This window comes from Flavobacterium polysaccharolyticum (assembly GCF_038739875.1).
Lineage (GTDB): Bacteria > Bacteroidota > Bacteroidia > Flavobacteriales > Flavobacteriaceae > Flavobacterium > Flavobacterium polysaccharolyticum.
The window spans coordinates 56038-68336 of record NZ_JBCGDP010000015.1 but is presented as its reverse complement, the minus strand read 5'-3'; the positions used below and the strand labels follow the sequence as shown (position 1 = coordinate 68336).

The following is a 12299-nucleotide window of genomic DNA, read 5'->3' as shown; positions in this document are numbered from 1 at the left end:
ATTATCTATTAATTTCGAATTCCTTTAGAATTTTTGCTTCAAAGTAGCTGATATATTCTTGTGTAATGTCTTTTACTATTTGTGTGTTGTCTTGCAAATAGTTACATAAATATACATCCAAAGTCAATTGATTGAATTCAGGCCATGTATGAATACAAATATGAGATTCTTTTAAACAAATGGCTATGGTGAAACTATTGTTTTCAAAAATATGTTCACTAATCCCCACTTTTTCTAGTTGATATTTTGCAATTAAATTTTTAGAAAAATTGATGAAATTTTCACTCGAGGTCAATTTAGTAAGATCTTGTACTTCGAGTGTTACAAGTTTGTGTAAACCAGGAGAATAGTCGTTTGTAGTCATTAACTAGGCATTGTTGGGGCTAAACTATAGTATATTTTTTACGAATATAATATTTTTTAATAATAAACAAACATTTTTAAAACATGCTCCTTTACGTATTTAAAAATAAAAAAACACCCAAATGAGTAAACTACACTTGGGTGTTTGGAAGGGGAGGAACTTATTTTTTAATTACTTTTTTGACAGTACTTTTAGTATTGGAAGTAATTTTTATTAAGTAAACTCCAGAGGGCTCGTTGACTAATTGTATTTCGGTATTTTCGTTAGTTGTTTTGAGTTCAGAGATGATCTTTCCATCGGGAGCGATTACTGTAATAGTAGATTTCTCCGGAGTTATCAGGGTAAATTTGTCTGAACTAGGATTTGGATACACGGTTATTTTTGAATTTTCTAAATCGAAATCACCTGTGGCCAAAGTAGTATTTTGTGGTAAATAGAAATTACCCGTAAGCAAAAACAAATACAAGGTTTTGAGGGTTTGATTAAAGTAACTATTGGGTTCATTTAGTGATTTCAAATCGGTGTAGGAAGTATCCAAATGGGATTGGTTTTCGCCTCCCATTGCAGCACAAGCAAAAGCGCCTACAAAAGTTGCATTATGCCATTGTCCACTTAAGCTACCGTTTTGATTATAGCCGTCTTTTATATTACTGGAGCCACCCAAATTAACCCTAACAAAGTCAGATGATTTTTTCACATAAGATTTTGCTTCAGCATTTCCATTCCAAACATAATCAACCGCTATGCGCCAAGGAGTTCTAGCGGCATCATAACTGTATGTTTTTCCTTCTTTGTTGTAGCCACTAGCTTGGGGTGAATAGGCACCAGAGGCTTGACACCAGTCTGAAACTAACCCACCAACGGCATTATTTTGAGTTAGATTGTTGTTGATAATTGTATAACATTTTGAAGCCACTGAATTCCAAAAAGAACTATCATTAGTATAATTTCCGAAAGCTCTAAAATAAGCAGGTGCAAAATAAGATGGATTGGTAATTTGGCTACCACCAAACTGGTCTCCTGGTTTAAGCACAAAAGTATTGGCTTCGATTTCGTGAGTTTTAATGGCTGTAATTAAAGCTTTTGCTTCGTTTTTGTAGTTTATAGTTCCTATACTCGCCCACTGATAATCAGCTACAATTAGAGCAAAAGCAACATCAAGTTCAGCATCTGTTGCACCATTGGCTCCATTTACTCCGGAACATCCGTTGATTTTCCAGTTCATGACTCCGTTAGTATTGACATTATCTTTATAGTACAACCAAAGACCATCAAACAATGTTTTATCCGCTGCATACACGCTTAGTAGCATTCCGTAGCCAATACCTTCTGAGACCGTTTCGGAAGGATTGTCAAATTTGATGCGATACCTTCCATTGTTGCAAGCAGTGACAAAATTGGTTTTCCAAATGTTGTAATTGTCTAAGGCATCTTGGCTGTTTTTGGCAGATGCCATTAGTCCGTTGGGGTAAATCTTGTTAGCCGGAAAGGCTTGAGTTTGGCAATAGCTTTTTAGGCTAAAAAAAACAACTGCCAGAAGTAGTAGGTTTTTCATAGTTATTAGGTTTAGTAGAATAGGAAATTGCCATTGAAATACAAGAGCAGTTTCAAATTCAAAGATTTAGGGATGATAAAAGTAAGAATTATAATAATTGAAAAAGCCAAAATAGAAAGAATTTTACCTTCTATTTTTGTTTATAGTTTTTGATTTGATTTTTTTAGCTTCAAATCAATTTTCAAACAAGTTTTGTAATGATATTATTTGTAGCGATTGTACCAGTAGCTTATTTTGCACAAAAAAGATAAGTATGACTTTACAGCTAGTCAGCCCAAAGAAAAAATAAGAGTTACTTTTAAGAGAATAATCAATTCGTCTTCTTATCATTTGATGGCTCCAAACTCATATGGTGCTGCCATGCAGATAGGTGATACGCATGACAATAATTTTTCTGGTAACATTGCTAAAAGTGGGATTTACAGCATTAGAGTTTCTCAAATGAAGAGCGCCACTAGAAAAGGAACGAATGTGTCTTTTATGCTGACAATGAGCGATATTAGCCCAAAATAATTGACGGAGAGATCATAAAAAAGACAAATAAAAAACGAAACCCCTTACTACCATTAGTAAAGGGTTTCGTTTTTATATTTTAATTTTTAAAAGTTTATTCTTTTGTTTCTTCTTCTTTTTTAGAATTAGCCGGCTGATCGTCTTTTGCTGCGTTTTTAAATTCTTTAATTCCGCTGCCTAAACCTTTCATTAATTCTGGAATTTTTTTACCTCCAAAAAGTAATAAAACAACTGCTAGTATAACTAGGATTTCTGTAACTCCAAATCTTCCCATGATTGTATTTTTTATTGCCGAAGCAAATTTGTACTAATTAATGCTGCAAATGTATATAGAATTCCTTAATCTGTTTTGATTTTGAAAGAATTATTTATTCCGATTATCGTTAAATATATGATAAATTTAGTTTTATTACCTCATATTTACAGCAAAGGTACTTAAAGCAAACAAGCTTTAATCGTTATATTTGCCCAAATAAAAAGGAATTATGTTTAAAAATCGTTTGTTACCGAATCAACTTAAGAAAGTCGTATTCATGAAAAAACGGTTGATTCTAATCAATGAAGAAACCTTTGAAGAGTTGTTTTCATTCAAATTAAGTCTTTTGAATATATTTGTTGTGGGTACTTTGGGTGCTATTTTTTTAATTACCACCACCACATTATTAATCGCTTTTACTCCGTTACGAGAGTACATTCCAGGGTATTCCTCTTCTCAGCTTAAAAAAGAAGCTATGATTTTGGCGCTAAAAACCGATTCGTTAACCCAAGCATTAGAGAAAAACGATGCCTATCTCAAAGCCATCCAAAAAGTACTTACGGGTAAATTAGAACATGCCACTTTTAATAAAGATTCTATTTTGGTACAAACTCAAACAACAATTCCTCCTGAATCACTCAAGGCATCGGAAGAAGAATTAAGTTTAAGAAAAGAAGTCGCCGAAGAAGAAAAGAAAATCACTACAGAGGTTGTATCCCGTAAAAAGAAAAAACAATAAATTTCAAGAAACATTTCGTTTTAAATCAAATAAGTAAATGTCATTAAAAGTAATTGCAGCAAAAATATTTGCTAGAAAAATAGTCCGAAAGACACAAGAATGGGCACAGCATCCCGTAGCCACACAAGAAGCTGTTTTTAAAAAATTGATAAAAGAAGCCAAAAACACTCAATTTGGGAAGGACCATCATTTTGAGCAAATACAATCGTATGCCGATTTTGTTCAAAATGTTCCTATCAGAGATTACGAAGGATTAAAACTTTATATAGAAAAAGTAGTTAATGGAGAGGAGAATGTCTTGTGGAAAGGTAAACCACTTTACTTTGCAAAAACTTCAGGAACCACTTCGGGTGCAAAGTACATTCCGTTAACCAAAGAGTCGATGCCTACACATATTCATGCCTCTCGAAATGCCATTTTGCATTACATTCATGAAACTAGTAATGCTGATTTTGTAGATGGAAAAATGATTTTCTTGCAAGGAAGTCCAATTTTAACCGAGAAAAACGGCATCAAATTAGGAAGATTATCAGGCATAGCTGCTCATTATGTTCCAGGGTATTTGCAAAAAAACAGAATGCCTTCTTGGGAAACCAATTGCATCGAAGATTGGGAAACCAAAGTGAATGCTATTGTGGAAGAGACCATAAAAGAAGACATGCGCGTGATTTCTGGAATTCCGTCTTGGGTACAAATGTATTTCGAAAAATTACAACAAAAGGCTCAAAAGCCAGTTGGAGAATTGTTCCAAAACTTCAATTTATTCATTTATGGAGGCGTTAATTTTGAACCGTATCGCGCTAAATTCGAGAATTTAATCGGTAGAAAAGTTGATAGTATCGAACTTTTTCCTGCCTCCGAAGGTTTTTTTGCCTACCAAGATTCTCAAAAAGAGAAAGGAATGTTGTTGCTGTTGAATTCAGGAATTTTTTATGAGTTCATCAAAAGTGATGAATTTTTTACCGAGAATCCAAAGCGTTACACCATAGGCGAAGTCGAATTAGGCGTAAATTATGTACTGATTATTTCAACCAATGCGGGACTTTGGGGCTACAATATTGGTGATACAGTACAGTTTACTTCATTAAAACCCTATCGCGTTATTGTTTCGGGTAGAATCAAACATTACATTTCTGCTTTTGGGGAACACGTGATTGGCAAAGAAGTAGAAAGTGCTTTGCAAGAAGCGATTCAAGGAACCAATATTCGCATCAATGAATTTACGGTGGCGCCACAGATCACCCCAAAAGAAGGATTACCTTATCACGAGTGGTTTATTGAATTCGATTCTGATACTTCGGGAGAACCAGATAACTTAGAAGCTTTTGCAGAAGCTATTGACCAAGCCATGCGCAAGCAAAATATCTATTACGACGATTTGATTGTGGGTAATGTATTACGAAAGGTAGTTATCACCAAAGTTGTCAAAAACGGTTTCCAAGACTACATGAAATCCATCGGGAAATTGGGGGGACAAAATAAAATTCCGAGATTGAGTAATGATCGAAAAATAGCCGATGTATTACCTAAAGTTTAATAAAGAAAATTGATTTGTACTCAGTTTACCGTATGATACAGTTTCATAATTTTACAATAATTTGCCAAAAAAAACTTTTGCTTACCTTTGAAAAGTGATAAAAAATAAACAAGATGAATACAACCAAACATATATCAAGATCTAGAGCGCAAGAATCGTCTGCTGCAATAGAAAAAATGTACATAACCATTCGCCATTTATTCAACCGTGGGTTTTATAAACCAATGGGGGTTTCGGGTGATACCTTACGGGAAGCTTTATTGGCTTTGCGTCCCGAAATTTATGGCTCTATTGCCGATGAAAAAGTAGAATTGAATGGATTATTATATGTTATCGAACGACTTCCGGTGGGGATCGAGGAGTGTCGTTTTATAAATTTAACATCCGAAGAAGGGTATGCAAAATCGCATTTTCAGGCCATTGTTCCGCCAAAGAGAAGAAGAAATTGCTACCGAATTGACGAAGAGCAAATGAATGTTGAAATCACTCGTGGGCGTTCCGATATTTATGATATTTTGACGCATTTGACCTTTATATTTATTGAATCGAATAAAATCAAAAACCGCGTTTTACTTGATGATGCTGGCGAAGTGTCCAGAGATTGGTTAAAACTAGAAGCAGCTGTAAACCAAACTAAGAAGCTTACGCAAATTGAAAAAGAAAAAGCCATTTCGCATGCGTCTAATGTTTTAGGAAGAACCTTTGAAGAAGTCTTAGATATTTATGATGATTTTGGTTCCGAAAATGCGCCTGATCGTTTTCTGCATGTCATTTTTTGGATGGGAAAATTAGCCATCGAAGAAGTAGTTGACAACAATAAAAGAACCATTACTTTTAGTCCTATTTTGAGAGAACGTTTGGGTCATCACATTCATGGGGAAGTTTGGGCGAATAATATCAAAGAGGTTTTAAAAGCCAACAATTTATTGGACCGACCTATTCATGTTATTAGTGCCAACATGCACAGTGTAATGAATTCTATTTTTGCCACATCACTCCTCAAAGCGAAGTTTAAGGACAAATCGGATTTTGTGATTTATGAAGAATTGAGCAAATCAGGAGGAAAAGAATTGCGCAAGCAAGTTGAAACCGTAGCCGGAAAAAACGGAATGCTATTTTTACCCGATACTTCAGGAACTAATATTGATGTACAATTGTTTGATACCGCCAAAATTGATTGGTCCAAAACCGCTTTTCCAAAGGCAAAATTAGGTGACAAAGCACCTGTTTTGATTGTTATGGATTATGCTTTTGGCGAACAAGCCTATGAAACTATCGATGAATTATTAAAACCCTACAAAAAAGAAACCTTACTTAATGTACAGTCGGTTTCTATTATGGGAAAAGCCGGAATTCTCGAAGGAGGCAAAGGAGATATTATGATTCCAAATGCGCATATCAACGAAGGAACAGCCGATAATTATTTCTTTGAAAATGAATTGACTGCCGAAATGTTCGAAGGCAATGACATTGCAGTGTTTGCAGGACCTATGGTAACCGTTTTGGGAACATCGCTTCAAAATAGAGATTTGTTGAAGTTTTTCCACGAATCTACTTGGGGCGTGATAGGTCTGGAAATGGAAGGATCTTATTACCAAAAAGCCATACAATCGGCCTCTAAAATCAGAAAAAGTGTACCAAAAGACATCAAAGTGCGTTATGCTTACTACGCTTCTGATAATCCGCTAGAAACAGGAAGTACATTGGCTTCAGGAGGTTTAGGAACTACTGGAGTAAAACCAACGTATTTGATAACGATTAAAATTTTAGAACAAATTTTGAATACTCTTTAAATAAAAAAATGAACACACAATCACCAAACAATCAAGAAGAACAAGAAATTGATTTAGTACAAATTTCAAAAAAGATAAGCGCTTTTTTTGAAGGGATTAGCGTATCTATTTTTAGGGGAATTCAGTTTATTGTTAATAACCTTAAAATTATTTTGTTATTAGTTGTTATTGGATTTGGTGTGGGTTTATTTTTAGATAAGACACAAAAACAGTTTAACAATGAAATAATAGTAAAGCCAAATTTTGAAAGTGTGGATTATTTGTATTCAAAAATTGATTTGATTCAATCAAAAATACAAACTAACGATACTGCATTTTTTAAGGCTATTGGAATAGCAAATAGTCCAAGAATTAATAAAATTACGATTGAGCCTATTATTGATGTTTTTAAGTTCGTTAACAATAATGAACAAAATTTAGAAGTATTAAAGTTAATAACTGCTAATAGCGATTTAAAATCTATTGTTAATGAAAAAACAACGGTAAAAAATTATCCGTTTTATAGTATTGTTTTTACAACGAATGGGATTTTAAAGGATGAAAAAACAGCTAATGCATTATTGAATTATATCAATACCAGTTCATACTATTCTAGAATTCAAAAAATACAATTAACTAACATTGCACAAAGAATCAAAGAAAACAATCAATTAGTTGCTCAAATTGATGCCGTTTTGAACAAATTTTCAAATACTCAAACGGGTTATCAAAAAAGTGATAAACTAGTATATTATAATGAAAATACACAACTGAATGATATTATAAAAACCAAGGATGGACTATTAAGAGAAAATGCAAATCTTAAATTAGAACTAATTACTTCTGATAAGATTGTAAAAGAGAATTCTGTAGTAATTAATGTTTTGAAAAAAGAAGCCATTGAAGGTAAACTTAAATTTATTTTGCCAATATTGTTTGTTGCTTTATTTGTATTTTTTGTTTTAGCAAAATCCTTTTATAAAAAACAGAAAGCGTTACTGTCTTAATACTATTTGTGTTTTAATGTTTTAAACAAATATTCATTCCTTCATTTAATGAACACAATTTTAAGATTCAAATTAAACAATACAAACCTAAGAGAAATTCTTTTTTTGATAGGTATTTTTTTGTTGGTAATTATCCCTAAGGGAGGTTTTAAAATTGCTGGAATACCTTTGACATGGAGTTATTTGTATTTGGGATTATTGTTTTTTTTAGCAATCTTCATTATTTTAAACAAGTATAGATTTCATATAAATAGCAAGCACTATATGTGTTATTTAGCTACGTTGCCTTTTGTTTTTTATTTCAGCATCCATCTATTAATCTTTGGCTATGAAGGCACATTTGGAAATTTAATTGCTCTTTATGTTAGTTTCGTCTTTTTACCTTTTCTTTTTTTTATAGTTCTCGGTTCTTTTTTGGCCAAAATAGACAGTAATTATATTGAAAAGCTTTTATCCAAAGCAGTATTCCTAATTTCTGTTTATGGACTTTTGTTATTTGTTTATAAACAAGTTACTGGAAGTTTTCTTGAAATCCCATATTTTACAGTTAATGCTTCTGATTTAGGAGAGTTGGCACGCTCAAAATTTAATCAGCGTGGATCGGTTAGTAAATTAATTTCTACATACAATAATGGGAATATATTTGGGGTTTGTACTTTAATGCTTTTTCCTGTTTTTTATAAAAACACAACTTCAAAAATCAAAATTTTTCTTGTAATCCTAGCCCTGATCTTAACGCTCTCACGTACCGTTTGGATTGGACTACTTTTTTATTTTTTGATTATTTATAGAAATGAATTATTAAAGTTGACTAAAGTTTATCTAGCAGGAGGATTATTATTGTTTTTTATTGGATCAATTATTATGACTCGATATTTTCAATATGGATCATTAGAAGGCTTTATTCTTGACTCAAATTTTGGAGGTAGGATTTTGCAAATAAGAGAAGTTAATGGTATTAGTTTATTTGGTAGTAAAGTATATGATGCCATAGAAGAAATTGTTTACTTGTCTATTTTTAAACAATTTGGAATAGTTGGCTTAGTGTTGTTTTGTATTTCTTTTTTTGCTCCCGCTTATTTGTTTCTTCAAACTAAAAACAATACTTATGTTTATTTTTTGGGAATTATTACGTATTTATTTGTTTGTTTAAGTGATGGTTGTATGTTATTAATACCCACTTTAGCCTTCTTTTATTTCATTTGCACTATGACTTTTATTAGGCAAGACCGAGCCTAAGAATATAATGTCACAAAAGAGATAAATATAAATTCCATATTGACGGACTAAAACATTCTCAGTTAGAAAAGAAAATGCAAACAAAAGAGTAATTGAAAAGAAAAGATAGTTTTTGGTTTGATATGCATTTCGAAGTTTTATGATAAGTGTCGCAACAAATGTCATAAAAAGTATAAAACCTCCTTTTAGAAAAAAATCTAAATACTGATTGTGTGAATTTAGTTTGTTTTTTGATAACTCGTCAAAACCATATTGTTCATAGCAAGTATTGAGTTTTGATTGTATTAAGCTGTTATCTATTCCTATGAAATTCGATTCAGCAATAGTTTGTAAGGAACAATAGCAAATAGTATATCTAGAAGAATTCTTGATTGAGTTTTCATAAAGGTATACTATGTCATTTTTAAAGCGTTGCGATAAAAAAAGTACCATTATAAAAAGTGAAAAAGTAATTAAGATTGTTCTTTTTTGAGGAATTTGTTTTGTTTTTATATAATAAGCAATGAAGCTTATTAGTGGCAAAGAATAAAGAATTATTCTCGTGTTAATGATGATTAAACTAACCAAATAAATAGCCAAAATGAAAAGTAATACATATTTTGAAATACTTTGTTTTTTTGAAGTATGTAATAAAAAATCGAGAATAAAAAGAAATGCAATGCCAATCCATAGACTTATATAGGTACCGTGAATTTCAATTGTGTTTTCTAAATTAAATCGAACAAAGTACCAATTAAAATGATGATTGGGGATGTCTTTTATATAGAAGAAAATGATATAAATGCTAATAAAACTGATACATATTGCATAAGTTAAAATTATATTTTGTTTTAGTTTTAAAAAAAAAGGAGAGTTGTATAAATCGGCACTAAAAATCGGCACTATAAATAGTAAAAAACTATTAGCTATGATTTGGATACTTTTTGTATGAAAATAAAAAAGGTTTATAGCCAACAAAATAAAAAAAGACACGAAGAATGGAAGCCATTTTACTGTACAAAGACTTTTATTAAAATCGAATCGCAAAAGCAAAAACAAACAGGAAACTGACATAATGAGGGATTGAATAGCTTCGAATTGATATAAAAGTGAGGCAAATCCAAGGAGAAATAGTAAGTAAACCGTTATTTTATTTATTTTTTCTTTAATACTCATAGGATTACTTTCTTGTAAAGAATTTTAATTTTTTCTTGAATTGAGCTTGGTAATTTTTCTCTCATAAAATGAATCAAATATTTCTTATATCTTAATTTCAAAAGTTGAAAATTCGAGATTTCTAATTCGAGATTATCCATTTCATTTTCTGAAATAAAACCCAACGATTTCCATTTTCCAGGGTCATTCTCATGAAGGTTAACAAATTCAGTATAATTATTAAGGTTTATACTCTTCCATAACTCAAAAAAAGCAATATTGTCTGAATCGTCTCTGTGCGACCAGTTTGTTATTTTGGTATATATTTCATCTTCATCTCTAGCCCAAGATTGATGTAGCAAAATAAATTTAGTTATAATTTTTTTTGAGTGCCTAGTGGCTCTCATATATTTATATTTAGGATAATTTGTAGCAATTTCAATGGCATCTAGTGAGCCTTTTACATACAAAAAACCGCCTTCAACTTTTTTGAATAAGGTAATCCATTGTACATGAATTTCTACCGGATTAGATTTTGGATTTTTTAAAAACTGTTTGTTTTCCTTTAAAAAGGAAACAAATTTGTGGAAATGGTTAAAATATTCATCACTATCAATCTGAATATGCCAGCCTCCATCACCCATAGCTTTGGCTAATAAGTTTCTTTCACGGGTATCATTTTCTGCTGGGGTATTCTCGGGGATATAAAATGTGTCTTCATAAATAACTATTTTATTTGAAGTGTCAAATTCTTTTATCCATTCAAAAAAGGCAGGGTCAATAAACAAAGAATTTCCACTCCAAGTTTGTCGATTTTTATCTATGGCAAGAACTATTAGATCACTGGAGTCATATACTAATGGAATTGATTTATATAAATATTTAAAATCATAAGAAACTAGGAATCCTACTTTAATCATTTTTGCTAAAGAAATTTAATTTTTTGTCGAGTTGTACTTTATAGTTAAGGAACAATGTAATAAATAATTCTGTTATGATAAGTGCCGCAATCATTCCTTCTACTTTAAATAAATAAGACAAAAGAAAGGAGAGCGAAATATTAATGACTAAACCTATAAAGTATCCTGAAAAGTAGATGTTTTTCTTGTCATTAAGTATCAATGCTATGTATGCTGGTTGATTTAAAGCAGCAATTAATGGAATTGGTGAAAGTAATATTAGATAACGACTTGATTCATAAACAAAAACATTGCTTAAAATAGATATAATTTGTTCAGAAAAAGCAATCAACAATAATGTTACTAAAGAAAAAAGTACAAAGTAGGTTTTAAAAATTACTCGTAAATATCGATTTAATTCGGATATAGATCTAACGCCTATTTTACATATTTTTGGAAAAAGACCTTGAAATAATACTCCAATACCATGTTTTCCCAGCATAATTATTTTTTCAGCGATACTATAAATCCCAACAGTTTTTGAATTAACAAACATTCCTAGAATTAGAGTTCCTGAGTTTAAAATTGAGCAAATAGTAAGGTTTGTCAAAAACATTTTGAAGCCAATTTGCAATTCAGAGTAAATGTCTTTGAATGATGTCTTAGAGTAAATAAAGTCTTCTTTAATCAATAAATATAAAAAAGAGACTAAAAAAATGAGACAATCAAAAATGCCAAGTACGAAAAATAAAATTTGAAAAGAATCCTTGCTTTTTACGAACAAAAGAATCACTATCAAACAGCTAATTTTAAAAATTGAATTGATAATAAAATAGATATTAATTTTATTCAAACCAATAAAAATCCAATGTGTATTTTGTGTTCGAGAGAAAAGCATCACAAACAATGAAGTAAAGAATAGTGAATTAGTACTTATTTCACTGTAAAAATGAACAAGTCCAAAAAGCAATAAAAAGGAAGGGATTGATAATATAATTTTTGAGTTTACAACAGTAGAAATATAATAATTTATCGCAAGTCTATCTGACTGTAGTTTATTAATTTTTACTGGCCCAAGTGAACTCCATGAATAATCGTTAATAACAGATATATAGTTAATTAATGATAAAGAAATAGCAATTAGGCCATAGTTTGTTATCCCGAATACATTTATATAGTAGGGAATTAATATTACAGGAAATAAAAAATTTATAAAATTAATACCAAAACTTAAAAGTATATTTTTAATCACAATTTTGTAAAATAAAGGCTCCTAAAATTTGG

General features: G+C 31.1%; 12 protein-coding genes. 6 read left to right on the top strand and 6 right to left on the bottom strand.

The genetic code is table 11. From position 1 onward, the window contains the following. Window position 1: 1 nt before the first annotated feature. Both WFZ86_RS14635 and WFZ86_RS14630 read right to left on the bottom strand, forming a co-directional pair. Window positions 2-364 (bottom strand): S-adenosylmethionine decarboxylase family protein, encoded by a 363-nt coding sequence (locus WFZ86_RS14635; RefSeq protein WP_342692613.1) that lies wholly within the window; start codon window positions 362-364, stop codon window positions 2-4. Between the two features lie 160 nt (window positions 365-524). Beyond that, a complete protein-coding gene (locus WFZ86_RS14630; protein WP_342692612.1) occupies window positions 525-1919 on the bottom strand; it encodes a glycosyl hydrolase family 8 in 1395 nt (464 codons plus the stop codon). Between the two features lie 234 nt (window positions 1920-2153). Here WFZ86_RS14630 and WFZ86_RS14625 point away from each other — a divergent pair, with 234 nt between their 5' ends. After that, on the top strand, window positions 2154-2432 hold the full coding sequence (locus WFZ86_RS14625; protein WP_342692611.1) for a hypothetical protein: 279 nt from the start codon (window positions 2154-2156) through the stop codon (window positions 2430-2432). Window positions 2433-2526: 94 nt separating this feature from the next. Here WFZ86_RS14625 and tatA read toward each other — a convergent pair whose 3' ends face one another. After that, entirely contained in the window at window positions 2527-2706 is a 180-nt protein-coding gene (gene tatA / locus WFZ86_RS14620; RefSeq protein WP_159688925.1) for a twin-arginine translocase TatA/TatE family subunit, read from the bottom strand. A 259-nt stretch (window positions 2707-2965) separates the two neighbouring features. Here tatA and WFZ86_RS14615 point away from each other — a divergent pair, with 259 nt between their 5' ends. From WFZ86_RS14615 to WFZ86_RS14595, 5 genes are all read left to right on the top strand, one after another. Beyond that, window positions 2966-3427 (top strand): peptidase, encoded by a 462-nt coding sequence (locus tag WFZ86_RS14615; protein ID WP_342692610.1) that lies wholly within the window; start codon window positions 2966-2968, stop codon window positions 3425-3427. Between the two features lie 37 nt (window positions 3428-3464). Continuing rightward, window positions 3465-4964 (top strand): GH3 auxin-responsive promoter family protein, encoded by a 1500-nt coding sequence (locus tag WFZ86_RS14610; RefSeq protein WP_342692609.1) that lies wholly within the window; start codon window positions 3465-3467, stop codon window positions 4962-4964. Window positions 4965-5077: 113 nt separating this feature from the next. After that, window positions 5078-6757 (top strand): DUF6909 family protein, encoded by a 1680-nt coding sequence (locus WFZ86_RS14605; RefSeq protein ID WP_342692608.1) that lies wholly within the window; start codon window positions 5078-5080, stop codon window positions 6755-6757. An 8-nt stretch (window positions 6758-6765) separates the two neighbouring features. Next, window positions 6766-7743, top strand: coding sequence for a hypothetical protein (locus tag WFZ86_RS14600; protein ID WP_342692607.1), 978 nt, complete (start codon window positions 6766-6768; stop codon window positions 7741-7743). Between the two features lie 48 nt (window positions 7744-7791). Next, complete coding sequence (locus WFZ86_RS14595) at window positions 7792-8982, top strand: hypothetical protein (RefSeq protein ID WP_342692606.1); 1191 nt, start codon at window positions 7792-7794, stop codon at window positions 8980-8982. Here WFZ86_RS14595 and WFZ86_RS20420 read toward each other — a convergent pair. The 3 genes from WFZ86_RS20420 to WFZ86_RS14585 all read right to left on the bottom strand — a co-directional run bounded on the left by WFZ86_RS20420 (window position 8926) and on the right by WFZ86_RS14585 (window position 12267). Continuing rightward, the gene (locus WFZ86_RS20420) at window positions 8926-10035 is read right to left on the bottom strand and encodes an O-antigen ligase family protein (protein WP_425402880.1); all 1110 of its coding nucleotides are present in this window, start codon (window positions 10033-10035) and stop codon (window positions 8926-8928) included. The genes WFZ86_RS14595 and WFZ86_RS20420 overlap by 57 nt on opposite strands. Window positions 10036-10133: 98 nt before the next feature. After that, complete coding sequence (locus WFZ86_RS14590; protein WP_342692605.1) at window positions 10134-11036, bottom strand: hypothetical protein; 903 nt, start codon at window positions 11034-11036, stop codon at window positions 10134-10136. Beyond that, window positions 11029-12267 (bottom strand): oligosaccharide flippase family protein, encoded by a 1239-nt coding sequence (locus WFZ86_RS14585; protein ID WP_342692604.1) that lies wholly within the window; start codon window positions 12265-12267, stop codon window positions 11029-11031. Before WFZ86_RS14585 ends, WFZ86_RS14590 begins: the two co-directional genes overlap by 8 nt. Between the last annotated feature and the right edge of the window lie 32 nt (window positions 12268-12299).

What these genes read in the sequence shown, in the direction of transcription:
- WFZ86_RS14635 (WP_342692613.1), bottom strand. Translation starts at nt 364, where the DNA reads ATGACTACAAACGACTATTCTCCTGGTTTACACAAACTTGTAACACTC.
- WFZ86_RS14630 (WP_342692612.1), bottom strand. Translation starts at nt 1,919, where the DNA reads ATGAAAAACCTACTACTTCTGGCAGTTGTTTTTTTTAGCCTAAAAAGC.
- tatA (WP_159688925.1), bottom strand. Translation starts at nt 2,706, where the DNA reads ATGGGAAGATTTGGAGTTACAGAAATCCTAGTTATACTAGCAGTTGTT.
- WFZ86_RS14615 (WP_342692610.1), top strand. Translation starts at nt 2,966, where the DNA reads ATGAAAAAACGGTTGATTCTAATCAATGAAGAAACCTTTGAAGAGTTG.
- WFZ86_RS14610 (WP_342692609.1), top strand. Translation starts at nt 3,465, where the DNA reads ATGTCATTAAAAGTAATTGCAGCAAAAATATTTGCTAGAAAAATAGTC.
- WFZ86_RS14605 (WP_342692608.1), top strand. Translation starts at nt 5,078, where the DNA reads ATGAATACAACCAAACATATATCAAGATCTAGAGCGCAAGAATCGTCT.
- WFZ86_RS14600 (WP_342692607.1), top strand. Translation starts at nt 6,766, where the DNA reads ATGAACACACAATCACCAAACAATCAAGAAGAACAAGAAATTGATTTA.
- WFZ86_RS14595 (WP_342692606.1), top strand. Translation starts at nt 7,792, where the DNA reads ATGAACACAATTTTAAGATTCAAATTAAACAATACAAACCTAAGAGAA.
- WFZ86_RS20420 (WP_425402880.1), bottom strand. Translation starts at nt 10,035, where the DNA reads ATGTCAGTTTCCTGTTTGTTTTTGCTTTTGCGATTCGATTTTAATAAA.
- WFZ86_RS14590 (WP_342692605.1), bottom strand. Translation starts at nt 11,036, where the DNA reads ATGATTAAAGTAGGATTCCTAGTTTCTTATGATTTTAAATATTTATAT.